The organism is Streptomyces sp. NPDC007929 (genome assembly GCF_042959065.1).
Taxonomy (GTDB): domain Bacteria; phylum Actinomycetota; class Actinomycetes; order Streptomycetales; family Streptomycetaceae; genus Streptomyces.
The window spans coordinates 594,954-618,817 of the sequence record NZ_JBIBKD010000004.1 but is presented as its reverse complement, the minus strand read 5'-3'; the positions used below and the strand labels follow the sequence as shown (position 1 = coordinate 618,817).

Here is a 23,864-nt window from a genome sequence, read left to right as displayed (position 1 = left end):
GTTCACACATGACCCCGCCCAGCGTGCTGAACCTGAGCGCGTACCTGATGTACGCCACGGGAAAGGCCGCCCGCCGCACCCTGTCGGAGAAGCTCACCGCGAGAGGGCTGCGGTTGTGGCATCTGACCGTCCTGACCCTGGTCGCCGACCTCGGCTCGCAGCCCAAGGGCGTGCTGGCCGCCCGGCTCGACATGAACGCCAGTGACGTCGCGAGAATCGTGAAGGACCTCGCGGACGCCGGGCAGGTCGAGTGCGTGCGCAGCCTCACCGACCGCCGCCGCGTCGACGTCCGCATCACCCCTCAGGGCAGGAGCGCCCTCGACCATCTCAACGCCGACATCGCCTCCGCGGACGACGACATCCTGACGCCGCTGAGCGAGGCCGAACGCGAGCAACTCGCCTCCCTGCTGCGGCGCGTGCACGCCCACCACGAGGCGACGGGCCCCGCCGCGGGTTCGCGCCCCGCGGCTCAGGCGCGCCAGGCGTAACGGCGTTCGGGCCGGCCGGTGGCGCCGTAGCGCAGGGACACCTCGGCGCTGCCCGCGCCGTGGAAGTACTCCAGGTAGCGGCGGGCGCTGACGCGCGAGACACCGGTCAGGGCCGCGCATTCGGTGGCCGACAGGGTGCCGTCCGCCTCCCGCAGCGCCCGTTCGACGAGTTCGGCGGTCTCCACGCTCATGCCCTTGGGCAGGGTGTGCGCCGGGGCGGGGGCGAACGCTCCGGCCAGGACGCGGTCCACGTCCGCCTGCCCCCGGACCACCGTCGTGAGCAGCCGGCCCCGCTGGGCGGCGTATCTCTCCAGGCGCAGCCGCAGGTCCTCGAACTCGAAGGGTTTGAGGAGGTAGTCGACCACTCCGCGGCGGACCGCGCCGCGTACGGTGTCGGCCTCCGTCGCCGCGCTGATGACCATGACGTCGCAGTCATGACCCGCGGTGCGCAGCCGGGGTATGACGTCGAGCCCGAAGAGGTCGGGCAGGTACAGGTCGAGCAGGATGAGGTCGGGGCGCAGCCCGTCGACCGCCTCGATCGCCTGGGCGCCCGTGTGGGCCGTGCCGACGACCCGGAACGGCTCGACGCGTTCGACGAAGGCGCGGTGGATCCGGGCCACCATGAAGTCGTCGTCGACCACCAGGACGTCGATCGCGTCCGTCTTGTCGCTCGCCTCGGTCATGGGGCCGCTCCTTCCGCCACCGTGCCGGTGAGGTGGCTGACGGTCATGTGCGCGGTGAACACGGCCCCTTCGGGGGTGTTGGCCACCGAGATCTCTCCCCCGTGCCGCTCGCAGACCAGCTTGGTCAGGGCCAGTCCGATGCCGCGCTCGCCCTCGCGGGCCGCCTTGGTGGTGAAGCCGTGGGAGAACACCTCGCGGGCCAGCTCGGGAGCGACGCCGGGCCCGGAGTCGCGGACCGCGATCTGCACGCTGGAGGCGTCCTGCCGCAGCGCGACCTCCACCCAGGCGTCGTCCCGGGCCGCGGCGGCGTCGACGGCGTTGTCCACGAGGTTGCCCACCACGGTCGCCACGTCGGCGGCGTCCTTTGGGGCCAGGCGTTCCAGCGCGGTGTCGTCGGAGATCCGCAGGCTGACCTTGCGCTCGGCCGCGAGGGATGCCTTGGCCATCAGCAGCGCGGCCACGGCGGTGTCCCGGACGCGGCGGCTGAGGGTGACGTCCAGGGACTGCCGGTGCCGGCTCAACGCCCGGATGTAGCTGACGACTTCGTCCTGCTCGCCGATCTGGATCAGCCCGGAGATGGTGTGCAGCTGGTTGGCGAACTCGTGCGCCTGTGCGCGCAGCAGCTCGGAGGAGCTTCGGAAGGAACCGATCTCGCGCTCCAGCCGGGCCAGTTCGGTGCGGTCGCGCAGCGTGGTGACCGAGCCGAGGGGCCGGCCGTCCTTGGTGACGGTCATCCGGTTCATCACCAGGACCCGGCCGTGGCGCACGACGACCTCGTCGCGCTCGCCGGTGGCGGTGCCGGACAGCACATCGCGCAGCCGCCCGTCGATGCCGAGGCCCGTGAGGCTCTGGCCGACGCAGTCCTCCGGCAGGTCGAGCAGCCGGCGCCCCATGTCGTTGACGAGGGTGAGCCGGTGCTGCGGGTCCAGGGCGATCACCCCCTCGGCGATGCCGTACAGCATCGCCTCCCGGTGCTCGGCGAGCCCGGCGATCTCGCCCGGCTCAAGACCGAGGGTCTGCCGTTTCACCCGTCGCGCCAGCAGCCAGGAGCCGGCGACGCCGAGTCCGCTGGCGATGCCCAGGTAGGCGAGCAGATAGGAGGAGGCGCCGCTCAGCCGCTGCCACACGGTCGGATCGGCCTCGCCGATCATCACCGTGCCGAGGATCCTGCCCAGGTTCTCCTCCGTCGCCCCGAGGACGGGCACCTGGGCGGCCAGCTCGCGGTCACCGTCCAGGGTCAGCTGCCCGGACCAGCCGCGCCCGCGGGCGGTGCCCGGCCCGAGCGGCATCCGCTCGCCGACGACCGTGGGGTCGGTGGAGCTGACGATCCGCCCGGCCCCGTCGGCCACCGTCACCGACGTCACCCCCGACTGGGCCTGGGTGGCGAGGACCAGCGGGGCGAGCGCCTCGCCCGGCGCGGGGCGTACCAGCTGGCTGCGGACCAGGGGGTTTGCGGCCAGCTGTTCGGCGAGCGCGCTCACCCGGCGTCCCTCGACGCGGTTGAAGGTGGCCTGCGACTGGGCGAGGGAGACCGCGGCGACAGCCAGCAGCACCACCACGACGATGGCGAGCTGGAGCACCAGCATCTCGCCCGCGAGCGAGTGGCGACGAAAGGTGGCGACCACGACGAACTCAATCTGCGATGCCGCCGCGGAGGGGGCGGCTCATGTGCCGAGCCGCACCATCATGACGCCCACCAGCCGAAATCGAAAGGGAGCTGTCACGGCCCGCCCGGCTTGGGGCCGATGCCTCCCGCATCCCCGCCGGGCTTGGGGCCGATGCCGCGCAGCTCCCTGACCGTGCCGCCGAGCTTGGCGCGGAAGGACTCCAGCAGTGCCGGTTTCACACTGATCACCCAGCGGGGGCCGACGAGGTACTTGCCGCCGTAGACGCGTGCCTCTTCCAGCCAGGTCTCCTTGAACCGTTCCTCGGGGAAGGTGGTGATGACGTAGTCCGCCTTCTTGGTGTGGCACAGGCCCTGGCGCAGTTCGTCGGCGTCGATGCGGATCTTCGCCTTGCACCCGGTCAGCTCGGCGATCACCTCGACCTTGGCGGGTGCGACGACTCCGGCGGCGGGGGCGGCGGTCACGCTGGGTGCCGCCTTGCCGCCGTCGGCGCCCTTGCCGTCGGCACCGCCGCCGCAGGCCGTGACCAGCGGGAGGACGACGGCCAGGGCGCCGGCCGCCGCGAGGGCGCGCGGCCGGTGGGCGCGGGAGGGGGTGCGGCGGGGGGATCGTGCGGTCGGTTGCTGCTGGGACACGTCGCCTCTCCGGGTGCGGTCTTTCACCAGGTGGTCGAAGGGAGTACGCACAGGTCCGGGCGGGCGTTCACGCCTCAGGCGGCCTCTTCCACCGCCTCGCCCCGCGCCCCGTCGGCCGGGCTCGCGAACTGGGTGCGGTACAGCTCCGCGTACCGCCGCCCCGCGGCCAGGAGTTCCTCGTGCGTGCCGCGTTCCACGATCCGGCCGGCCTCGACGACGAGGATCTGGTCGGCGGCGCGGACGGTGGACAGACGGTGGGCGATCACGACGGCGGTCCGGCCCTCGAGTGCTTCGGTGAGGGCTTCCTGGACGGCGGCCTCGGAGGTGTTGTCGAGATGGGCGGTGGCCTCGTCGAGGATGACGACGCGCTGGCGGGCGAGGAGCAGCCGGGCGATGGTCATGCGCTGGCGTTCCCCGCCGGACAGGCGGTAGCCGCGTTCGCCGACCACGGTGTCGAGGCCGTCGGGCAGGGACCGCACGAGGTCGTCGAGGCGGGCCCGGCGCAGGGCGTCCCACAGCTCGTCCTCGGTGGCCTCGGGGCGGGCGAGCAGGAGGTTGGCTCGGACGGTGTCGTGGAAGAGGTGGCCGTCCTGGGTGACCATGCCGAGGGTCTGGCGCAGCGACGCGGCCGTGAGGTCGCGGACGTCGACGCCGCCGATGCGCACCGCGCCCTCGTCGGTGTCGTACAGGCGCGGCATGAGCTGGGCGATGGTCGACTTGCCCGCTCCGGAGGAACCGACGAGTGCCACGGTCTGCCCGGGTTCGGCGCGGAAGGACAGGCCGTGCAGGACCTCGTCGCCGCCGCGTTCGTCCAGGGACGCGACCTCTTCCAGGGAGGCCAGGGAGACCTTGCCGGCGGCGGGGTAGCCGAAGCGGACCCGGTCGAACTCGACCGCAACGGGTCCGTCGGGGACCGGGCGCGCGTCCGGCTTCTCCTCGATGAGGGGCCGGAGGTCGAGCACCTCGAAGACCCGCTCGAAGCTCACCATGGCGCTCATCATCTCGACGCGCGCCCCGGCGAGCGCCGTCAGCGGCGCGTAGAGCCGGGTCAGGAGCAGGGCGAGCGACACGATCGCGCCGGGGTCCAGGGCGCCGCGCAGGGCGAACCAGCCGCCGAGGCCGTAGACGAGGGCCAGGGCGAGGGCGGAGACCAGGGTGAGGGCGGTGATGAAGGCCGCCTGGGCGGTCGCCGTCCGCACTCCGATGTCCGCGACCCGGCGGGCGCGTTCGGCGAACTCCCGTGACTCCTCCTCGGGCCGGCCGAAGAGTTTGACCAGGGTGGCGCCGGGCGCGGAGAACCGCTCGGTCATGCGGGTGCCCATCGCGGCGTTCAGCGTGGCCGCCTCGCGCTGCATCAGGGCCATCCGGCGGCCCATCCGCCGGGCCGGGATCACGAACACCGGCAGCAGCACCAGTGTCAGCAGGGTGATCTGCCAGGACAGCGTGAGCATCACGGCGAGCGTGAGCAGCAGCGTGACGAGGTTGCTGACCACTCCGGAGAGGGTGGTGCTGAAGGCGCGCTGGGCGCCGATGACGTCGTTGTTGAGCCGGGAGACGAGGGCGCCCGTACGAGTGCGTGTGAAGAACGCGACCGGCATGCGCTGCACATGGTCGAAGACGGCGGTCCGCAGATCGAGGATCAGATGCTCCCCGAGCTTCGCCGACAGTCTCCGGCCGACGATGCCCAGCGCCGCCTCCGCCACCGCGATCAGCGCGATGAGCAGGGCCAGGCGTACGACCCTGCCCTCGTCGCCGTCCGAGACGATCGTGTCGACGACCCATCCGGCCAGGACGGGTGTCGCCACGGCCAGCAGGGCGGTGCCCACGCCGATCAGGACGAAGAGGGCGATGCGGCGCCGGTGCGGGCGGGCGAACGCGCCGATGCGGCGCAGGGTCGCCAAGGCGAACGGGCGGCGGTCCTGTTCGGCGTTGACGACGCTGTGCAGCTGTGTCCACGCCGTGATCTCCATACTCATGGGAGCGACCGTAGAACCTCAAGCAATCTTGAGGTCAAGAAGCTCGCGCATTTCCCCGACATCCCGCACAATCAGCCCGATCCCCCTCTTCCCCGTCCCTCCGCTCAAAGGCCCCGATGACGCTCCCCACCCAGCCGCTCCCCGCGCGCAATCCCCAGTCCCCGCTCCCGCAACCCGCAGTTGGCACGACCTGGACAGCCTCGTCCGATGTGACAGCGGTTCAACTCCCCGAACTGGGCACCGGACGACTCCCCCGTCGCGTCCCCGCCCGCCGTCTGCGGCAGGTGCTGTGCCTGCTCCCGCTCCTGCTCGTGACCGTGGTCGCGGTGCGCCACCGGTCGGTGCTGGCCGCCGGGTTCGCGCATCTGGGCACCGCCGAGTGGCCCTGGCTGCTGGCCGCGGCCGGTACGACCTGTCTGACCTGGGTCGCCGCCTCCTTCACCCGGCAGGGCGCGGTCGTGGAGCGGCTGCCCCGACGACGGCTGCTGGCCACGCAGTTCGCGGCCGGGGCGGCCAACCACCTGCTGCCGACCGGGCTGGGGGCGAGCGCGGTCAACCTGCGCTTCATGACCGTGTGCGGGCTGCCGCTCGCCCGCTCCTCGGCGGCCCTCGGCCTGTATCTGCTCGCCGAGAGCATCGGCCGGGTGGCGCTCCTGGGCGCCCTGCTCATCGCGTTCCCCGACGCGCTGCGGCTCGGCACGCTGGTGCCTGAGACGGCGTTCGGTCCGCTGCTGGCGGGCGTCGCGGTGGTGCTCGTGATCGCGGTGTCCGTGCTCGCCCTCGTGCGGCGGCTGCGCTCGGCTCTGGTGTCGTTCCTGCGCACGGCGCTGGGTGAGGCCCGTACGGTGCACACCCGTCCGGCGCGGGCGCTGGCCCTGTGGGGCGGGTCCCTGGCCTTCCCGGCCCTGCAGGCGTCCGTCCTGGTGCTGGTGGGGCGTGCGCTGGGGCTGGACGTCCCGGCCGCGCACATGGCGGTGGCCTACCTGGCGGCGACGGTCGCCGTCGCGCTGGTGCCCACGCCGGGCGGCATCGGCTCGGTGGAGGCGGCGCTCGTGGTGGCGCTGGTGGCGGCGGGCGGCCCGGCCGCGGTGGCCACCGCGGTGGTCCTGGCCTTCCGGGTGATCACGGTCTGGCTGCCGCTGGTGCCGGGCGCGCTGACGCTGGCGGCGCTGGTCCGGCTGAAGGTGATCTGACCCGGGGTAGCGTGCGCATGCCGTCACGCAGAAGGGACTTCACCATGCCGGTACGGGTCGAACGCCAGGGCTTCGTGACCACCGTCGTCCTCTCCCGCCCCGAGGCACGCAACGCGGTCGACGGTCCGACCGCGGCGGAACTGGCCGCCGCCTTCCGGGAGTTCGACGCGGACGACGAGGCCCGGGTGGCGGTGCTGTGGGGGGAGGGCGGCACGTTCTGCGCGGGCGCCGACCTCAAGGCCCTCGGCACCGAGCGCGGCAACCGGGCCGAACCGCGGGGCGACGGCCCGATGGGCCCGACCCGGCTGCGGCTGTCCAAGCCCGTGATCGCCGCCGTCGCCGGGCACGCCGTGGCCGGGGGTCTGGAGCTGGCCCTCTGGTGCGATCTGCGCGTCGCCGAGGAGGACGCCGTGTTCGGCGTGTTCTGCCGCCGCTGGGGCGTGCCCCTCATCGACGGCGGCACCGTACGGCTGCCCCGGCTGATCGGCACGAGCCGCGCCCTGGACCTGATCCTCACCGGCCGCCCAGTCCCGGCCGCCGAGGCCCTCGGCATGGGGCTGGTCAACCGTCTGGTGCCGCCCGGCCGGGCCCGCGCCGCGGCCGAGGAACTGGCCGCCGAGATCGCCCGCTTCCCGCAGTCCTGCCTGCGCTCCGACCGGGCCTGTGTCCTGGACCAGGAGGGCCTGGACGAACCGGCCGCGCTGCGCGCCGAGTTCCGGCACGGCGCGGGCGTCCTGGCCGAGAGCCTCGAAGGGGCCGCCCGGTTCGCCTCCGGCGAGGGCCGCCACGGGTCGTTCACGGACCGGTAGCACACCGGGTGTGACAGTGCGTCATGTGCGGTGACTCACCCCGCGCTCACCCCCGTTCGCGGTACGGAACCCCGTACGGGATACGGCAGGATGAACGATCGTGCCGACCACAGGTCAGGGTGGTCGGGCACCTTCGGACATCCCGGAAGACGAGCAGGTGACGACGTGACGAGACTTCACATCCGGCCGCCGGTGACGGCGTTCGCGGCAGCTTCCCGCCCGGGAGGTGAGCGGTGAACCGGGCACTGACCGTGGACGATCTGCTGTTCGCCGGCATCGCCCTCGCCTCGGGTCTGCTGGCGGCGTTCGCGCTGCGCGTGCTGCTGCGCTGGCTGGGCGGGCACGCCGACCGCACGCGCTGGAGCGGTGACGACGTCATCGTGCACGCGCTGCGGGCCGTGGTGCCCTGGGCCGCGGTGGTGGGCGGCGTGGCAGGCGCGGCGGCGGTGCTGCCGCTGACCCGCGCGGTGCAGCACACCACCAACCAGGTGCTCACCGTGCTGCTGATCTTCGTCGCGACGGTGTCGGCGGCCCGGGTGGTGACCGGGCTGGTCCGCACGGTCACGCAGTCCCGCTCCGGGGTCGCCGGATCGGCCACGATCTTCGTCAACATCACCCGGATCCTGGTCCTGGCGATCGGTTTCCTGGTGGTGCTCCAGACCCTGGGCATCTCCATAGCACCGCTGCTCACCGCCCTCGGTGTCGGCGGTCTGGCGGTGGCGCTGGCGCTTCAGGACACCCTCGCCAACCTCTTCGCGGGCATCCACATCCTCGCCTCCAAGACCGTGCAGCCCGGTGACTACATCCGGCTCAGCAGCAACGAGGAGGGATACGTCGAGGACATCAACTGGCGGCAGACGACGGTCCGCAACCTGTCGAACAACCTCGTCGTGATCCCCAACGGCCAGCTCGCCAAGACGAACATGACCAACTTCATGCGCCCCGAGGAGCAGCTGACCGTCCTGGTCCAGGTCGGGGTGGCCTACGACAGCGATCTCGACCACGTGGAGCGGGTGACCAACGAGGTCATCGCCGAGACGATGGCCGAGGTCGAGGGCGCCGTGGCCGACCACGAGCCGATCATCCGGTTCCACACCTTCGGCGACTCGCGCATCGGCTTCACCGTCATCCTGGGCGTCGGCGAGTTCAGCGACCAGTACCGGATCAAGCACGAGTTCATCAAGCGCCTGCACCGGCGCTACCGCGCGGAGGGCATCCGCATCCCCGCCCCGGCCCGCACGGTGGCGCTCCAGCAGGGCGGGGCCGTCATCCCCCAGCAGCGCACCGGCGAGATCGAGCCGGGCGGACTGAGCGCCGCCCGGCTCGACAGGCCCTAGGAGTATTACAGCGTCGCGGAGTTCTCGTGGTGGTGGCTGTCCCTCCGGTCGCGCGGTGCCGAGAGGGACGCCTTCGCCGGTGTCACCGTCCAGTCCGGGTGGCCCGGCATCCGGGGTGTTTTCGTGCCGTACAGCCAGTCCCGCAGGAAGCCGGTCAGGTCCTGGCCGGAGACCTGCGAGGCGACGGTGATGAAGTCCTCCGTGGAGGCGCTGGAGTCGCGGTACCGCGCGAGGAACGCGCGCTCCAGGGCCGTGAAGGCCGCCTCGCCGACCTGCTGCCGCAGCGCGTACAGCACGAGCACGCCGCCCAGGTAGCGCTGGCTGTCGAAGAGGTTTGCCGCGTTGGGTGCCGCCACCGGCCCGGAGTCGCGGCGCCACTGGTCGCCCTGGGCGTAGGTGTGCTTCATGCGGGCTTCCAGGGTGGTCATGCCCAGGGAGTCCGCCCAGCCGCGCTCGTAGCGGTACAGCAGCCCGTAGAAGTCGGCGTGGCCCTCGTTCAGCCACAGGTCGGCCCAGGTGGCGGGGCTGACGCTGTTGCCGAAGTAGGAATGGACCAGCTCGTGCATCATGTGCGAGCCGATCTTGCTCTCCTCCTGGAGGAGGTAGTTCGGCTTGTAGATCGTGAGGGTCTGGGTCTCCAGGCCGGTGAAGTCGAAGGCGTCCGGGGCGTCGTTGTTGCAGGGCAGCAGGCCGTACGTCTCGAAGGGGTACGCGCCGAGCCGCTGCTCGACCCAGGACACCAGCGCCGGGGTGAGGGCCAGGGCCGGTTCCAGCGCGGCGGCCCGGGCGACGGGGACGACGTCGCGCAGCGGCAGGCCGTGCGGGCCCTGCCGGTCCTTGATCACGTAGTCGCCGACGGTGATCTGCACCACCTCGGTGGCGATCGGCGAACGGGAGCGGTACGTGTACGCCCTCCGGTCGCCGGACAGCCGCTCGACGCGGGTCAACCGGCCGCTCGCCACGCCCCGCGATCCCGCGGGCACGGTGAGGCGGAAGGTGAAGTCGGCCTTGTCGGAGGGGTGGTCGTTGCAGGGGAAGACGGTGTGCGCCAGGTCCGGCTGGCAGCACACCGCGAACCCGTCCGGGGTGGCCACCCACCCACCGGCCGGCGGCGGGGTCCGGCGCGGGTCGGCGCCGTAGGCCACGGACACCGTCGCCCGGCACTTCGCCGCGAGCGGCCGGGCGGGGGTGATGCGCAGCTTCTCGGCCACCTGCTCGAAGGCGGCGGTGCGGCCGTCGACCCGCACGGAGCGTATGTCCAGGCCGCGCGCGTCCAGGGAGAGCCGGCTCAGGGCCCGGGTGGTGCGGACGGTCAGCGTCGCGGTGGCCTCGACGAGCTTGGTCGTGGCGTCGTACGCGAGGTCGAGGTGGTAGGCCGAGACGCGGTATCCGTCGTTGCCGAGGGCGGGGTAGACGGGGTCGCCGAGGGTCTCACCGCCCGGTGTGCCGCCGGTCCGGCCGGCCGCCTGCGCCGGGACCCCCGTGGTCAGTGCCGCCGCCGTGCCGAGAAGGGCAACCGCGGGGGCCTTCACTCTGGTGCGATATCTCATGGTCCGCCTTGGCTCGGACGGCCGGCTGGTCAGGTCCGGCCGTGGCTGGGAGTGAGTGATCTCTTTCCCAGACACGGGAGCGCGGCGATCGGTTGCACGAAACTGGTCGCGGACCCCTGTCGAGACGAGGTCGATCACGAGATATCTTGATGTCGAGCAATGTTGCAGACGTGGAGCGGAGCACCCGGTGACTGACTCGACCATCATCTATACGCACACTGACGAGGCCCCCGCCCTGGCGACGTATTCCTTCCTGCCGGTGGTCCGGGCCTACGCGTCGCAGGCGGGTGTCGCCGTGGAGACCCGCGACATCTCGCTGGCCGGACGCATCATCGCCGTGTTCCCGGAGTACCTGACCGAGGACCAGCGCATCCCGGACGCCCTCGCGGAGCTCGGCGAGCTGGCCAAGACGCCCGCCGCCAACATCATCAAGCTGCCGAACATCTCGGCGTCCATCCCGCAGCTCAAGGCCGCCGTCGCCGAGCTGCAGGGCCAGGGCTACGCGCTGCCGGACTACCCGGACGACCCGAAGACCGACGAGGAGCGCGAGATCCGCGCCCGCTACGACAAGATCAAGGGTTCCGCGGTGAACCCGGTCCTGCGTGAGGGCAACTCCGACCGGCGTGCCCCCGCCTCGGTCAAGAACTACGCCAAGTCCCACCCGCACCGCATGGGCGCCTGGACCCCCGAGTCCAAGACCAACGTGGCGACCATGGGGCAGAACGACTTCCGCTCCACCGAGAAGTCCGTCGTGATCGCCGAGGACGGCGCGCTGCGCATCGAGCTGGTCGGCGACGACGGCACCACCACGGTGCTGCGCGAGTCGGTACCCGTGCTCGCCGGTGAGGTCGTCGACGCCTCGGTGATGCGCGTCGCCGCGCTGCGCGAGTTCCTGACCGCGCAGGTCGCCGAGGCCAAGGCCCAGGGCGTGCTGTTCTCCGTGCACCTGAAGGCCACGATGATGAAGGTCTCCGACCCGATCGTCTTCGGCCACGTGGTGCGCGCCTTCTTCCCGAAGACGTTCGCGCGGTACGGCGACAAGCTCGCCGCGGCCGGCCTCACCCCGAACGACGGTCTGGGCGGCATCTGGAAGGGCCTGGACGCCCTGCCGGAGGGCGCCGAGATCAAGGCCTCCTTCGACGCCGAGCTCGCCGAGGGCCCGGAGCTGGCGATGGTCGACTCCGACAAGGGCATCACGAACCTGCACGTCCCCTCGGACGTCATCGTGGACGCCTCCATGCCGGCCATGATCCGCACCTCCGGCCACATGTGGGGCCCCGACGGCCAGGAGCACGACACCCTCGCGGTCCTGCCGGACTCCTCCTACGCGGGCGTCTACCAGGCCGTGATCGACGACTGCCGGGCCCACGGCGCCTTCGACCCCTCGACCATGGGCACCGTGCCGAACGTCGGCCTCATGGCGCAGAAGGCCGAGGAGTACGGCAGCCACGACAAGACCTTCGAGATCGCGACCACGGGCACCGTCCGCCTGGTCGACGGCAACGGCACCGCGCTGATCGAGCAGGCCGTCTCGGCCGGTGACATCTTCCGCGCCTGCCAGACCAAGGACGCGCCGATCAAGGACTGGGTGAAGCTGGCCGTCACCCGCGCCCGCGCCACCGGCGACCCGGCGGTGTTCTGGCTGGACGAGACCCGCGCGCACGACGCCAACCTGATCGCCAAGGTCAACACCTACCTCGCCGAGCACGACACCGAGGGCCTGGACATCCGAATCCTCAACCCGGTCGAGGCGACGAAGCTGTCGGTGGAGCGCATCCGCCGCGGCGAGAACACGATCTCGGTCACCGGCAACGTGCTGCGCGACTACCTGACCGACCTGTTCCCGATCCTGGAGCTGGGCACCAGCGCCAAGATGCTGTCGGTCGTCCCGCTGATGGCAGGCGGCGGCCTGTTCGAGACGGGTGCGGGCGGCTCGGCGCCGAAGCACGTGCAGCAGCTGGTCAAGGAGAACTACCTGCGCTGGGACTCCCTGGGTGAGTTCTTCGCCCTGGTGCCGTCCTTCGAGCAGCTGGCGAAGGTGGCGGGCAACTCCCGCGCCCAGATCCTGGCCGACACCCTCGACCGCGCCACGGCGACCTTCCTCGAGCAGGACAAGTCCCCGACCCGGCGCGTCGGCGGCATCGACAACCGCGGCAGCCACTTCTACCTGTCCCTGTACTGGGCGCAGGAGCTGGCCGGGCAGAGCGACGACGCGGACCTGGCGAAGGCCTTCGCCCCGCTCGCCGAGACGCTCGCCGCGAACGAGCAGAAGATCGTCGACGAGCTGAGCGCCGTGCAGGGCAAGCCGGTCGACATCGGCGGCTACTACCAGCCCGACCCGGAGAAGGCCGCGCAGGTCATGCGCCCGTCCACCACGTGGAACGAGGCCCTGGCGTCCCTGAGCTGACGCCCCGGGCCCCTTCGGCCCACCGATTCCGCCCCGGCCGGCACGACGCCCGGCCGGGGCGGAGCCGTATGCGCCCGTTGCCCCGTGAGGGCACCACGCCCTTCTCCGACGCCACCGGATCACAACCCTGGAGCCCCTCGTGACCGACGCCCCGCCCTCCTACGAGCTGCTCGCCGGAGACGAGAGGTCGCCGGTGATCCTCCATGTGCCGCACTCCGCGCGGGAGATCCCGGACGCGGTACGGGAGCGGATCGTGCTGGGCGACGAGGAGCTGGAGCGGGAACTCGACCACATCACCGACGCGCACACGGACCGGATCGCCGAGGTCGCGGCCGGGTCGGCCGGCGTCACACCGTGGCGGTTCGTCAACCGGCTGTCGCGGCTGGTCGTCGACCCGGAGCGGTTCCCGGACGAGCGTGAGGAGATGCTCGCCGCCGGGATGGGGGCGGTGTACACGCGGACCACGCACGGCGGGGTGCTGCGGCCCGGCGGCTTTGACGGCGGGCCGCTTCTCCAGCGGTACTTCGAGCCGTACGCGCGGGCGATGGCACGGGCCGTGGCGGACCGGCTGGAAGCCACCGGACGGGCCGTGATCGTCGATGTGCACTCCTACCCGAGCCGGCCGCTGCCCTACGAGCTGCACGGCGATGGCCCCCGCCCGGCGGTCTGCCTCGGCACCGACCCCTTCCACACTCCTGCCGCATTGCGGGCCGCCGCCCGGGAGGCGTTCGGGGAGACGGAGCTCGACACCCCGTTCAGCGGGACCTACGTGCCCCTGGAGTTCTACGGGAAGCGCCCCGAGGTCAGCGCGCTGATGGTGGAGATCCGCCGGGACACCTACATGACCGAGCCGGGCGGCCCCGCCGGGCCGGGGCTGGAGCGGCTCGGCGAGGCACTGGCCGCACTGGTCGACGCAGTGCCGTGACCAAGGCCTGTCGTTTGGATCAGCCCGCTCACCGGCGGGACCAGCACCGCCGATTCCCCGCGACCTGATCCAAACGAAAGTCCCTAGGCCCGCAGCCACTCGGTGACCAGGACGTCCTCGCCCGTCCGCAGGCGCAGGGCGAAGGGGCCGGACAGGGGCACGTCGGCGGTGAAGCGGCCCAGGGCGTCGGCCGTGAGGGGGGAGCCGGGGCGGGGGCCGCCGAGGACCTCGATCCGGGCCGGCTGCGGCGGCAGCACCTGCCCCATCAGTCCCCCCGCGCTCACCTCGACGTCGACGGTCACCTCGCCCGCCCGGAAGGTCAGCATCCGGGGCACGTCGGTGGCACCCCGGACCGGCAGGGCGTCGACCAGCGAGTCGAAGGTCAGCTCGGCCACCCGCGCGTCCAGGTCGTGCAGCGCGTAGGCGTCGACCGCGAGCTGCTGGAGCTGCGGCGGCACCGGGTCGAGGACGGCGGCCGCCTGCCGCAGCTCCTCCTCCAGCAACCCGGCGTCGAACTCCGCACCGCCCCAGTCCTCTTCACCGGACAGGTCGTCCTCGTACAGGTCGTGGTCGTACAGGCCGTCGTCGAACCTGCCGTCGTTCCGGTCGCTCATATCGCCCCCCGTGCTTCGAGCCGGGCCCGCAGGCGCCGCAGACAGCGCTGGCGCAGCGGCCCGATGCTGCCCACCGCGATCCCCAGCGCGGCGGACACGTCCTGGTAGCTGGGCGGCGGCGTGGCCATCAGCACGCGCAGCAACTGCCTGCACCGCTCGCCCAGTTCCTCGAACTCCTGCCACAGCCGCCGTACGCGTTCGCTCTGCGCCGCGGCCTCCTCCGAGTCGAGCAGCGACTGCTCGGGCGTGTCGTCCTCGCTGACCCGGTCCAGCAGCCGCGGATCGTCGGTCAGGGTCAGCCGCTGGGAGTTCCTGATCACCTTGAGGCACTCGTGGCGGGCGGTGCTCGCCAGCCACGCCCCGGCCTTGCCGGGCTCCCGGATCCGCCCCAGGTGCTGGGCGAAGCGGAACCAGGCCGTCTGGTACACCTCATGGGCGTCGGCGTCGGAGAGCCGGTGGGCCCGCACGACGGACCACACCAGGGGGCTCAGCCCCTCCACGAGCGCCTTCCAGGCCCCCGCGTCACCGTCGGCGGCCGCCTGGACGAGCGCGCCGGCATCCACACGGTCCACGGCAGCCCCACCCCTCGAATACGGCACGCCATCGTACGCCGTGGCGGGGGCGGCTCCGGTCCTCACAGCCCGGGGCCGAGGGGCACGACCGGGACCGGGCGCCAGGTGGGCGGACGCAGCGCCGGGACGTGCGCGCCGCGCACCTCCGCCAACTCGGCGTTGGCGGCGAGCAGTTGCCGCCGGGCGGCGCGCGGGTCGGTCTCCTTGTGCGCCGTCATGTGGGCGGCGACCAGACCGGCGGTCACGGGGGTGGCGAAGGAGGTACCGCTCCACTGCGCGTACCCCTCGAACATCACCTGGTCCGGCTTGGCGGCGTTGCCCTCCTCGCTCAGCACGCCGCTGTGGCGCGGGTGCCGGCAGGTGCAGCCGTAGGAGAAGCCGTAGCGGCAGGCGTCGTACGTGGAGTGCTGGTACACGTACGGGACGGGGGACTCGAAGCCGGTGAGGGCGCTGGTGAGGCGCTCGCCGGGGGCGTAGACCTTCACCCAGGGGCCGTGGTTGGTGAAGCAGGCGCCGTACTCGCCGTCGCTGCGCAGGGCGCCGACCGACAGCACGGAGTCCTCCCAGCCGGGCAGATCGGCGTAGGCGGCGGGCCAGAACGGCGCGGCACTGGCGTTGTTGCCGGCGGCGGCGACCAGCAGGGTGCGCTGCTCGCGCAGTTCCCGCATGAAGTTCTCGACGCCGAGCAGACCGTCGGTGCGGCCGTTGGAGGTGCCGGCGGAGAGGCTGAGGACGTCGGGCCAGCCGCCCGCGTCGACGGCGTCGAAGAGCCGCTCGCCGAACTCCGACTCCAGGATCGCGCCCGCGTCGTTGAGGCTGCCGCGGACGGTGATGTCGGTGTTGGGCGCGACGGCGGCGACGAGCCCGGCGATGAAGGTGCCGTGTCCGACGTACTGCCGCAGGACGCCCTGGTCGTCGCACTCCCGCACCTGGGCGTCGCCACTGGTGTGGGACAGCAGGCCGCAGGCGCGGTAGTCGTGCATGAGGCCGGTGTCGACGACGAGGACGCCGACGGCGGTGTCGGGGTCGTGGGGCGTGTCGGCGGCGGCCGGGTTGGGCGGCTCGCTGAGCGGGGCGGGGACGGGTTCGTCACCGGGGCAGGCGTTGACCGCGATGTGCACCACGTGGTTCCGGGCGACCATCCGGCGCCCGGCCCTGGACTCCTGTTCCCGTACCGAGCGCAGGGCGTGGGCGACGGCCCGGTCGGTGTTCCGGGCACCCTCGCCGGGGTCGCCGACACGGATGCGGGTGACGCCGCTGCGGTTGGTCTGCGGGCCCGCCCGGCGGATCTGCTCCTGATCGAGGTCGGGGGCGGCGGTGAAGTGCGCCCGTACCGTGTCCTCCACGATCCGGGCCTCCTCGCCGTCGCGGACGAGGACCACGCCCTTCTCGTACATGAACTCCGCCGAGTCGTCCGGGCCCATCGCCAGGGGGACGTCCGGCATGGAGCGCTGGATCTGGTCGAACTGCTCGTGGAATCGCTGAGGTGCCATGCGGGTCCTCCCGTTGAAGCGACGGCGTCGGCCGGTTTCGCTGAGCGGTCGTCAGCATGAGCCGCGCAGCCGTCCCTTGATACAGGCCGACACCTGTGGGGCGCGCCCCGGGACCACTACCATCCGAGGAGTGACAGCGGGAAGCGACTCGGTGACGGAACTGCTGCCGATGGTGTTCGCCGACCCGGGCGAGGCCCTCGCGAGGGCCCGGGCGCTGCTCGACGCCGGTCCTTCCCCGCTGGACGCCTCGGTGGCCCACCAGGTGATCGGCATCTGGCAGCGGGACTTCGGCGATCTGCGGCTCGCGCTGCACCATCTGCGGCGGGCCCGGGAATGCGCGGCGCGCGCCGAATCGGCGGACCGTGAGGCGGATGTGCTGGCCACGCTGGGTGTGGCACTGGTGCACGCGGGCCGCACCCGGGAGGGCCTGGCGGCGTTCGAGCGCGGGGTCGCGCGGGGCGCGGGGCACACCAGGGCCCGGGTGCTGTACCGGCGGGCGTACGTGTGGTGGGTGCTCGGCCGTCATCGGGAGGCGCTGGAGGACGTGCGCCGGGCGGTGCCGGTACTGCGGCAGGCGGACGACGTGATCTGGACGGCGCGGGCGCTGACCCTGCGGGCCACCGTGCATCTGGCGCTGGGGGCGGTGGAGCGGGCGGAGGCGGACTTCACGGCGGCGGAGGCGCTGTGGGACACCACCGGCCAGGAACACGACAAGGCCGACGCGGTGGAGAGCCGGGGTCTTGCCGCGTTCCGGTCGGGTGACGTGCCGGCGGCGCTGCGGCTGCTGGACGAGGCGGAGGAGCGGTACGCCCGGCTCGGCACGCCGACCTTCATGCTGAACATCCGGCGCTGCGAGGTGCTGATGGCGGCCGGTCTCGCCCGGGAGGCGCTGGCCGAGGCGGACGCGGCGATCGGCAAGCTGGACGGGATCGGCGGGCAGTCCACCCGCAAGGCGGAGCTGCTGCTGGCCGCCGCGCGGGCCGCCCGGCGGGCGGGTGATCCGCACACGGCGATCGCCCGCGCCGCCCTCGCGGTACGGCTGTTCGCCGGGCAGCGGCGCACCTGGTGGGAGACGCACGCCCGGCTGGTGCTGATCGAGGCCCGGCACGCGGCCGGCCGCGGTTCGGGACGGCTGGTGGCCGACGCCGCCGCGGTGGCCGGGAAGCTGGCGTCCTTCGGCGCGCCGGCCGCGCCGGAGGCGTCGCTGCTCGCGGGACGGATCGCGCTGGACCTGGGCTGGACGGCGGACGCGGAACGGCACCTGGCCGTGGCCGCGCGCAGCCGTCGCGGTGGTCCGCCGCTGGCCCGGATGACGGGCTGGGCGGCGCAGGCGCTGCGGGCGCGGGCCGCGGGGTCGGCCCGGGGGGTGCTGGAGGCCTGCCGGCGGGGCCTGGACGTCCTCGACGACCACCGGATGACACTGGGCGCCTCGGAGCTGCGGGCCCGCGCCACCGAGCAGGGCGCGGAGCTGGCCGCTCTGGCGCAGCGGGCCAGTCTGGTCTCCGGCGGGCCGCGGCGGTTGCTGGTGTGGAGCGAGCGCTGGCGTGCGACCGTGCTGTCCACCCCGCCGACCCGGCCGCCCGCCGACCCTGAGCTGCTCAGCGGTATGACCGCCTTCCGTGAGATCGCCTCGCGCGCGGAGGCCGCGCGGATGGAGGGCCGGCCGGTTCCGGCGCTGGAGCGTGAACAGCGGCGCCTGGAGCGGGAGATCCGCTCCCGCACGCTGCACATGCGGGGCGAGGCGCCCGGGGACGGTGACCGGTTCGACGTCGGGCGGCTGCTGGAGCGGCTGGGCGACGAGGTCCTGCTGGTGGAACTGGCCGTCCTCGACGGACGGGTGCAGGTGCTGCTGTGCGGGCGGGGGCGGGTGCGCCGCTTCGAGGCCGGGCTGCTCGCCGAGGCCGAGACCGAGGCCGAGCACGTGCAGGCGGGGTTGCGGCGGCTGGCCCACCCCGGGGCGGAGGCCCGGCTTGCGGTGGTGGAGGCGGCGGGGCGGCGGCTGGAGGAGCTGCTCCTCGGACCGGCCGCGGCGCGGCTGGGCGGGGGTCCGGTGGTGATCGTGCCGCCGGGGCGGCTGCACCGCGTGCCGTGGGCGCTGCTGCCGTCGCTGCGGGAACGGGTGCTCAGCGTGTCACCGTCGGCGGGCAGCTGGCTGCGGGCCCGGGAGACCGCGCCGCCGCCGGAGGGCCGGCATGTGCTGGTGCGCGGCCCGGGGCTGGCGACCGGCGGTGCCGAGGTGCCCGAGCTGGCCGGCCGGTACGGCTGTGCGACGGTTCTGGAGGAGGGTGAGGCGCGGGTGCCGCGGGTGCTGGAGGAACTGGACGGGGCGGCGCTGGCGCACATCGCCGCGCACGGCACGTTCCGCGCGGACAGTCCGCTGTTCTCGTCCCTGCGGATGGCCGACGGGCCCATCGTCGTGCACGACTTCGAGCGGCTGGACCGCAGCCCGTACCGGATCATCCTGTCCTGCTGCGACACCGCCCGCCTCGCCTCCGTCGGCGCCGACGAACTCCTGGGCCTGGTCACGGCGTTGCTGCCGCTCGGCACGGCCGGGGTGCTGGCGTGCAGCGCGCCCGTGAACGACGCCGCGGTGGTACCGCTGATGCTCGCCCTGCACAAGGGCCTCGACGCCGGCCTCTCCCTGGCGGAAGCCCTGCGTGACGCCCGCACCGCCCTCCCGGGCGACACCCTGCACCAGGCAACGGGCTGGGCCTTCTCGGCCTTCGGGGCGGCATAGTCCGGGGGGGGCGAGGCGGCCCTTGTGGGGGTGGCGGCCTGACCCGTCCCCTGTTCGGGTCAGGCCGCCGGTCGAGGGGTCGTCAGGCGGGCTGGGCTTCCGGGGTGTGGTCCAGGCGGGGCAGGGCGGCGCGGTCGTTCGCGCCGAGGCGGGCGTAGGCGCTGTACAGGTGGTTTCCGACGGTGCGCACGGACAGCGTGAGGCGTTCGGCGATCTGCCGGTTGGTGAGTCCGCTCGCCGCCAGGGTGACGATCTGCCGCTGGCGGGCTGTGAGTTCGCCGAGGACCAGACCGGACAGTGCGGGCGTGCGGGCGCCCTGGCAGCGCCGGGCCAGGGCGACGGCCCGGGTGCGGGAGTGCCGTGCGGCGCGCGGGTCCCGGTGCGCGCCCACGGCCTGGGCGTACGCCTCGGCGGCGAACAGCCGGAAGCCTCTCCGCTCCAGTTCCCGGGCCACCTCGTCCAGGTCCGGCCCGTCGGCACGGGTGAGCGCGTCGGCGTGCCGGGCGAAGACGCCGCCGAGCCGGTCGGCGCCCTTCCCGGGGGCGCCGAGGCGCACGGCGTCGTAGGGGTCGGTGAGCGCCTCCGGGGCCGGGCCGGGATCGCCCGGGCTGTCCACCACCGCCGAGGCGCGGTCGAGTTCGGCCCGGCAGGCCGCGTGCCCGGGATCGCCCCGCAGCCCCTCCCGCGCCCAGGCCGCCGCCTCCCGCACCTCCCCCCGCAAGAAGGCGAACCGGGCACGCACCGCCGCGTACCCGCCCGGCAGCACACCTCCCCCGGCGACCAGCCACTCCCCCACCGGCGTGGCCATCGCCCGTACGTCGGCCCGCTCGATCCGCAACGCCAGCGCGGCCGACTCGGCGTCGAGGGCGGCGGCGTACTCGTCGGCCGTCCGGGCCAGCCGGCGGGCCCGCAGCCGGCCCGCGGCGGCCCGGAGCGCCGGCCCGTACAGCGGGTGGGCGAGACGGACGGCGCCGTGGTCGTCGACCTCGATCAGCCCGTCGGACTCCAGCGATTCGAGGGCGCCGAGGTCCAGGTCGTCCAGGTGCGCGGGCAGGGGCTCGGCGAAGGCGAGGCGGTCCAGGGTCTCGCGTTCGAGCGGGCGGGTCCGGCCGAGGACCGGGGCGGTGCGCTCACGGACGGCCGCGGTGAGCGGGACGGGGCCCCGCCAGGCCCGCTCCCCGGTGCCCGGGACGGGGGCCAGCAGCCCGCGCACCGCGCCCAGCAGGTCCCGCAGCAGCCGCAGGTCGCCCCGGCTCAGACGGCGCAGCCGGTTCGCGGTGAGCGCGTCGAGCGGACCGGCCGCGGCGGTGAGCAGCCGGCCGGTCTCCTCCCCGGGCAGCGGCTCCAGGGCGAGGCGCGGCAAGAGGTCGCCGGTCCACAGCCGGGAGATCGCGCCGGGCACCGGCACGCCGTCCGTGGCGACGATCAGCAGCCGGGTCCGCCCGTGCACGGCGAGGTGGTGGACGAGGGCGGCGGAGGCGTCGTCGAGCAGGTGCGCGTCGTCGACCAGCAGCGTGCGGACACCGGACAGCAGGCGGACCGCGCGGTGCAATGTGACGGACTCCGGCAGCAGATGGGCGAACGCCGCGAAGGGGACGGCCCGGCTCTCGGCCGTACCGGCCGCCCGCGCGCAGTCGGTGCCGCGGATCGCCTCGGCGGCGAGGCGGGTCTTGCCGCAGCCGGCCGGGCCCGTCACCACGATGCCCCGCCGTACGCCGGCCAACGACCTCCGGACCGACTCCAGTTCGTCCTCCCGCCCGGCGAACGGCCAGGGCAGCTCCAGCGTCGTCGCGTCCCTCTCGTAAGTCATCACACAGACATGAGCGCGGTTACTCACCTTTGATACAGGGCGACTTGAGTAGCCCCCGACTCAGGCGCCCGGGCCGGGCCGCGGGGCAGGCTGTGGCCCATGACCGCACGCTACTGCTCGCTGGCTCGTACGCCGGCGCCCGCCCTCGCACCGGGGCAGGCCGCCGAGCGGCTCGGCGCGCTCGCGGGCGGGCGGCGCAAGTGGGTCAACGGCACCGTGCTGCACTACTGGTTCTTCGACGGTGACACCGACGCGTCCGTCATCCCCGTGCCGGGGAGGGGGATGACGCGGCGGGTGTCATGGGCCGGTGCCGAGGACCAGCGCGACGTGGTGCGGTCGTGTTTCGGGGAGTGGCAGGACCTCGGCATCGGGATCACCTTCGCCGAGGTCGACGACCGTTCGGAGGCCGAGCTGCGCATCGGCTTCCAGGCCGGCGACGGCTCCTGGTCGTCGGTGGGCCGGGACGCGCTGCTCGCCGGCCGGCAGGAGCGCACCATGAACTTCGGCTGGGACCTGACCGCGCCCGGGGAGCGCGCGACGGCCCTGCACCAGATCGGACACGCGCTCGGCCTGCTGCACGAGCACCAGAGTCCATTCGCGGGCATCCACTGGGACGACGAGGCCGTCTACGCCGAACTGGCGGGCCCGCCACACCACTGGAGCCGGGAGCGGACGCACTACAACATCCTGCGCAAGCTCGGCCCGGACGAGGCCGACCATCCGTGCTGGGACCCGCAGTCGATCATGGGGTTCCCGTTCGCGCCGGGGCTGATCCTGGAGCCGGAGCAGTATCGCGGGGGTCTCAACCCGCCCGGCACCCTGTCGGCTGCCGACAAGGAGTCGGTGCTGCGCTGGTATCCGCCGGCGCCTTCGCAGGGGGCGCCCGCGCTGGTGCCGTTCCGCTCGGCGCCGCTGGGTCTCGGCCCGGGCGAGCAGGCGGACTTCGTGATCGACCCGCCGGAGACCCGCACGTACACGCTGGGCACCTTCGGCGACTGCGACGCCGTCGTGGTGCTCTTCGAGGAGCGGGACGGGCGGCCTCGTTACGTCGCCGGCCGGGACGACGGGGGGACCGAGCAGAACGCCACGATCGTCGCGCGGCTCGTCAAGGGCCGCCGCTATGTGGTCCGCGTACGCCTCTACTCCGCCTGGGGCAGCGGCGAGACGGCGGTGATGTGCTGGTGACGGCACCCCACCGCCGCGCGGACACCTGAGCCACAGTCCGGCACCGGGGGAGCGGTCGAGGACGTCGCCCATGGGGGTGGGTGACGTCCTCGACCATGCCATGTGCCCCGGGGGGGACGGGTGGCCACCGGCTCCCGCCGGCCGCGTGCGGCCCACCGGCGCGTGCGCCGCCGTCCGCGCGTTCACGCCGACGCCCGGCCGGGTGCGGGGGCGCACGCGCGTCGGACGCGATGCCGTCCGGGTCCCCGCCGGGGGCGCCGGGGCGGACGCGGGGCGCACCGGCCGGGGCTCCGTGGTTCCACCGCACGGGTGAAGGGCGTTCACCGGCGTCCGGCTCCGGGCAGCGTCAGTAACGGCCGGCAATGGTGTTACGCCGTCCGGGAACCGGCATCTACGCTTGATTGCTCTCGCGGTTGCACATCCGTATCGACCGGCGCACGAGGTGCCTTGGGCCCGACTGTGCTCGCGGCGCACCACGGGGGATGGGGGGAAGCGAGTGGAGAAGTCCCGACGCGACCGTGTCCGGCGCAAGCTGCCGCCGGTTCCGGCCGTTCTGCTCGGCGCGCTCGGCGCGCTGGTCCTGGGGACTCTGACCGGCTTGGCGGCGGACCCGTCACCGCTGGTCGGCACCACCGGGTACGTCGTCGCCACGGGGCTGCTGCTGGCCGTGGGGCTGTACGGCAGCACGTACGGCATCGATCTCGCGGATCTGCGCCGTGACCTGCGGGGCGTGGTGGCCGCGGTCACGCTGGGGGTGGTCCTCAAGGCGGGGATGATCTCGGGCGTCATGGTCTGGGCCTTCGACCGCCCGGAGTACCTGGTCCTCGGCATCGTCGTCGCGCAGATCGATCCGCTGTCGGTGGCCGCCCTCAGCGAGGACGGGCACATGTCGCAGCGCGCCCGCTCCCTGCTCACGGCGTGGGCCTCCTTCGACGACCCGATGACGGTCCTGCTGACGCTGTACGTCGCCGGTTACGCCTACGCGGCCGCCGGGCACACCGGCACGCCCTCGGTGATGGGCGGCGGCGCCCGGGGCTACGCCCTCGGACTGGTGCTCAACGCGCTGCTGCTGGCCGGTGCCCTGCTGGCGTGGTGGGCGGGCGGCAGACTGTGGCCGGCGCGGCGGGCCGCCGGTCAGCGGCCCGTACTCCCCCGGCGTCCGGCGACACCGCTCGCCGTCGTCCTGCTCGGGGCCGTGCTGCTGTTCGCCGCGGCGAACATGCTCATGCTGGCCATGGCGGTGGCGGGACTGTTCCTGCGCACGGGGGCGTTCACCAAGCCGCTCGCGCGGGCCGTCACCGGTGCCTTCCTGCTCGCCACCGTCCTGCTGGGCCTGTTCGTCGCCCAGGGGATCTCGCTCGGGCCGGGAGTGCTGCTCGGCGCCACGGCGTTCGTGGCGCAGGCGGTGGTGGCCGTGCTGCTGATGCCGCTCTTCGTCCGCGGTCTGTCGCGCAGGGACCGGGTCCTGCTGGGCATCGGCCAGCAGAACGGGCTCACGGCCGTGCTGCTCGCCCTCACCCTCGAAGCGGACTTCCCCAAGACGGTCGGCATCGTCGCCCCGGCCGTGGTGACGGTCAATCTCCTGCACTACGGGGCGCAGATCGCGTTCGGCTGCTGCTCCCGCCGCCGGGACGGGCAGGGGCCGCACCCCACGGTGCTGCCGAAACCGCTCCCCCGGCATCCGGCGCCCGGCGAGGGCACGCCGGGCACGGCTGCGGCCTCGACCGACGGGGTGCGCTCCTCCACGTCCCCGCACGGCTGCGCCGGCACCTGACGCGAACGCGAACGGGTGGGTGGCCGAGGAGGCCACCCACCCGTTCGCGTC

The 23,864-nt window shown here is 73.5% G+C and carries 18 protein-coding genes; 9 read left to right on the top strand and 9 right to left on the bottom strand.

What is annotated here, in order from left to right:
• Positions 1 to 8: 8 nt before the first annotated feature.
• Positions 9 to 488, top strand: coding sequence for a winged helix DNA-binding protein (locus ACFZDE_RS16380; protein WP_390996278.1), 480 nt, complete (start codon positions 9 to 11; stop codon positions 486 to 488).
• Here ACFZDE_RS16380 and ACFZDE_RS16375 read toward each other — a convergent pair.
• The 4 genes from ACFZDE_RS16375 to ACFZDE_RS16360 all read right to left on the bottom strand — a co-directional run bounded on the left by ACFZDE_RS16375 (position 470) and on the right by ACFZDE_RS16360 (position 5,401).
• Positions 470 to 1,171 (bottom strand): response regulator, encoded by a 702-nt coding sequence (locus ACFZDE_RS16375; RefSeq protein ID WP_390996275.1) that lies wholly within the window; start codon positions 1,169 to 1,171, stop codon positions 470 to 472. The genes ACFZDE_RS16380 and ACFZDE_RS16375 overlap by 19 nt on opposite strands.
• Positions 1,168 to 2,796: an ATP-binding protein gene (locus tag ACFZDE_RS16370; protein ID WP_391200325.1), complete on the bottom strand. Its 1,629-nt coding sequence runs from the start codon at positions 2,794 to 2,796 to the stop codon at positions 1,168 to 1,170. Before ACFZDE_RS16370 ends, ACFZDE_RS16375 begins: the two co-directional genes overlap by 4 nt.
• A gap of 95 nt (positions 2,797 to 2,891) precedes the next feature.
• On the bottom strand, positions 2,892 to 3,431 hold the full coding sequence (locus ACFZDE_RS16365) for a hypothetical protein (protein WP_391200324.1): 540 nt from the start codon (positions 3,429 to 3,431) through the stop codon (positions 2,892 to 2,894).
• 74 nt (positions 3,432 to 3,505) lie between these two features.
• Positions 3,506 to 5,401, bottom strand: a complete 1,896-nt coding sequence (locus ACFZDE_RS16360) for an ABC transporter transmembrane domain-containing protein (protein ID WP_391200516.1) — start codon at positions 5,399 to 5,401, stop codon at positions 3,506 to 3,508.
• A 299-nt stretch (positions 5,402 to 5,700) separates the two neighbouring features.
• Between ACFZDE_RS16360 and ACFZDE_RS16355 the strand changes: the two genes are divergently transcribed.
• From ACFZDE_RS16355 to ACFZDE_RS16345, 3 genes are all read left to right on the top strand, one after another.
• Complete coding sequence (locus tag ACFZDE_RS16355) at positions 5,701 to 6,600, top strand: lysylphosphatidylglycerol synthase domain-containing protein (protein ID WP_391200515.1); 900 nt, start codon at positions 5,701 to 5,703, stop codon at positions 6,598 to 6,600.
• 44 nt (positions 6,601 to 6,644) lie between these two features.
• On the top strand, positions 6,645 to 7,409 hold the full coding sequence (locus tag ACFZDE_RS16350; RefSeq protein ID WP_391200514.1) for a crotonase/enoyl-CoA hydratase family protein: 765 nt from the start codon (positions 6,645 to 6,647) through the stop codon (positions 7,407 to 7,409).
• A gap of 233 nt (positions 7,410 to 7,642) precedes the next feature.
• Positions 7,643 to 8,746 (top strand): mechanosensitive ion channel domain-containing protein, encoded by a 1,104-nt coding sequence (locus tag ACFZDE_RS16345; protein ID WP_390996268.1) that lies wholly within the window; start codon positions 7,643 to 7,645, stop codon positions 8,744 to 8,746.
• Between the two features lie 5 nt (positions 8,747 to 8,751).
• Here ACFZDE_RS16345 and ACFZDE_RS16340 read toward each other — a convergent pair whose 3' ends face one another.
• The gene (locus tag ACFZDE_RS16340) at positions 8,752 to 10,296 is read right to left on the bottom strand and encodes a M1 family aminopeptidase (RefSeq protein WP_391200323.1); all 1,545 of its coding nucleotides are present in this window, start codon (positions 10,294 to 10,296) and stop codon (positions 8,752 to 8,754) included.
• 187 nt (positions 10,297 to 10,483) lie between these two features.
• Between ACFZDE_RS16340 and ACFZDE_RS16335 the strand changes: the two genes are divergently transcribed.
• Entirely contained in the window at positions 10,484 to 12,703 is a 2,220-nt protein-coding gene (locus tag ACFZDE_RS16335) for an NADP-dependent isocitrate dehydrogenase (RefSeq protein WP_391200322.1), read from the top strand.
• Positions 12,704 to 12,842: 139 nt separating this feature from the next.
• Entirely contained in the window at positions 12,843 to 13,628 is a 786-nt protein-coding gene (locus ACFZDE_RS16330) for an N-formylglutamate amidohydrolase (RefSeq protein ID WP_390996259.1), read from the top strand.
• Positions 13,629 to 13,711: 83 nt separating this feature from the next.
• On the opposite strand, the gene ACFZDE_RS16325 is transcribed toward ACFZDE_RS16330, so the two are convergent.
• The 3 genes from ACFZDE_RS16325 to ACFZDE_RS16315 all read right to left on the bottom strand — a co-directional run bounded on the left by ACFZDE_RS16325 (position 13,712) and on the right by ACFZDE_RS16315 (position 16,307).
• The gene (locus ACFZDE_RS16325) at positions 13,712 to 14,242 is read right to left on the bottom strand and encodes a hypothetical protein (protein WP_390996256.1); all 531 of its coding nucleotides are present in this window, start codon (positions 14,240 to 14,242) and stop codon (positions 13,712 to 13,714) included.
• Positions 14,239 to 14,814 carry a sigma-70 family RNA polymerase sigma factor gene (locus ACFZDE_RS16320; RefSeq protein WP_391200321.1) on the bottom strand — a complete coding sequence of 192 codons (576 nt, stop codon included), beginning with the start codon at positions 14,812 to 14,814 and terminating at the stop codon, positions 14,239 to 14,241. The genes ACFZDE_RS16325 and ACFZDE_RS16320 overlap by 4 nt, the downstream gene beginning before the upstream one ends.
• A gap of 62 nt (positions 14,815 to 14,876) precedes the next feature.
• Complete coding sequence (locus ACFZDE_RS16315) at positions 14,877 to 16,307, bottom strand: S8 family serine peptidase (protein ID WP_391200320.1); 1,431 nt, start codon at positions 16,305 to 16,307, stop codon at positions 14,877 to 14,879.
• Between the two features lie 169 nt (positions 16,308 to 16,476).
• Between ACFZDE_RS16315 and ACFZDE_RS16310 the strand changes: the two genes are divergently transcribed.
• Entirely contained in the window at positions 16,477 to 19,044 is a 2,568-nt protein-coding gene (locus tag ACFZDE_RS16310) for a CHAT domain-containing protein (RefSeq protein ID WP_391200513.1), read from the top strand.
• Between the two features lie 82 nt (positions 19,045 to 19,126).
• Here ACFZDE_RS16310 and ACFZDE_RS16305 read toward each other — a convergent pair whose 3' ends face one another.
• On the bottom strand, positions 19,127 to 20,854 hold the full coding sequence (locus ACFZDE_RS16305; RefSeq protein ID WP_391200319.1) for a LuxR C-terminal-related transcriptional regulator: 1,728 nt from the start codon (positions 20,852 to 20,854) through the stop codon (positions 19,127 to 19,129).
• 99 nt (positions 20,855 to 20,953) lie between these two features.
• Here ACFZDE_RS16305 and ACFZDE_RS16300 point away from each other — a divergent pair, with 99 nt between their 5' ends.
• Both ACFZDE_RS16300 and ACFZDE_RS16295 read left to right on the top strand, forming a co-directional pair.
• Positions 20,954 to 22,039 (top strand): M12 family metallopeptidase, encoded by a 1,086-nt coding sequence (locus ACFZDE_RS16300; RefSeq protein ID WP_391200318.1) that lies wholly within the window; start codon positions 20,954 to 20,956, stop codon positions 22,037 to 22,039.
• A 496-nt stretch (positions 22,040 to 22,535) separates the two neighbouring features.
• The gene (locus ACFZDE_RS16295; protein WP_390996242.1) at positions 22,536 to 23,813 is read left to right on the top strand and encodes a hypothetical protein; all 1,278 of its coding nucleotides are present in this window, start codon (positions 22,536 to 22,538) and stop codon (positions 23,811 to 23,813) included.
• The last annotated feature ends 51 nt before the right edge of the window (positions 23,814 to 23,864 follow it).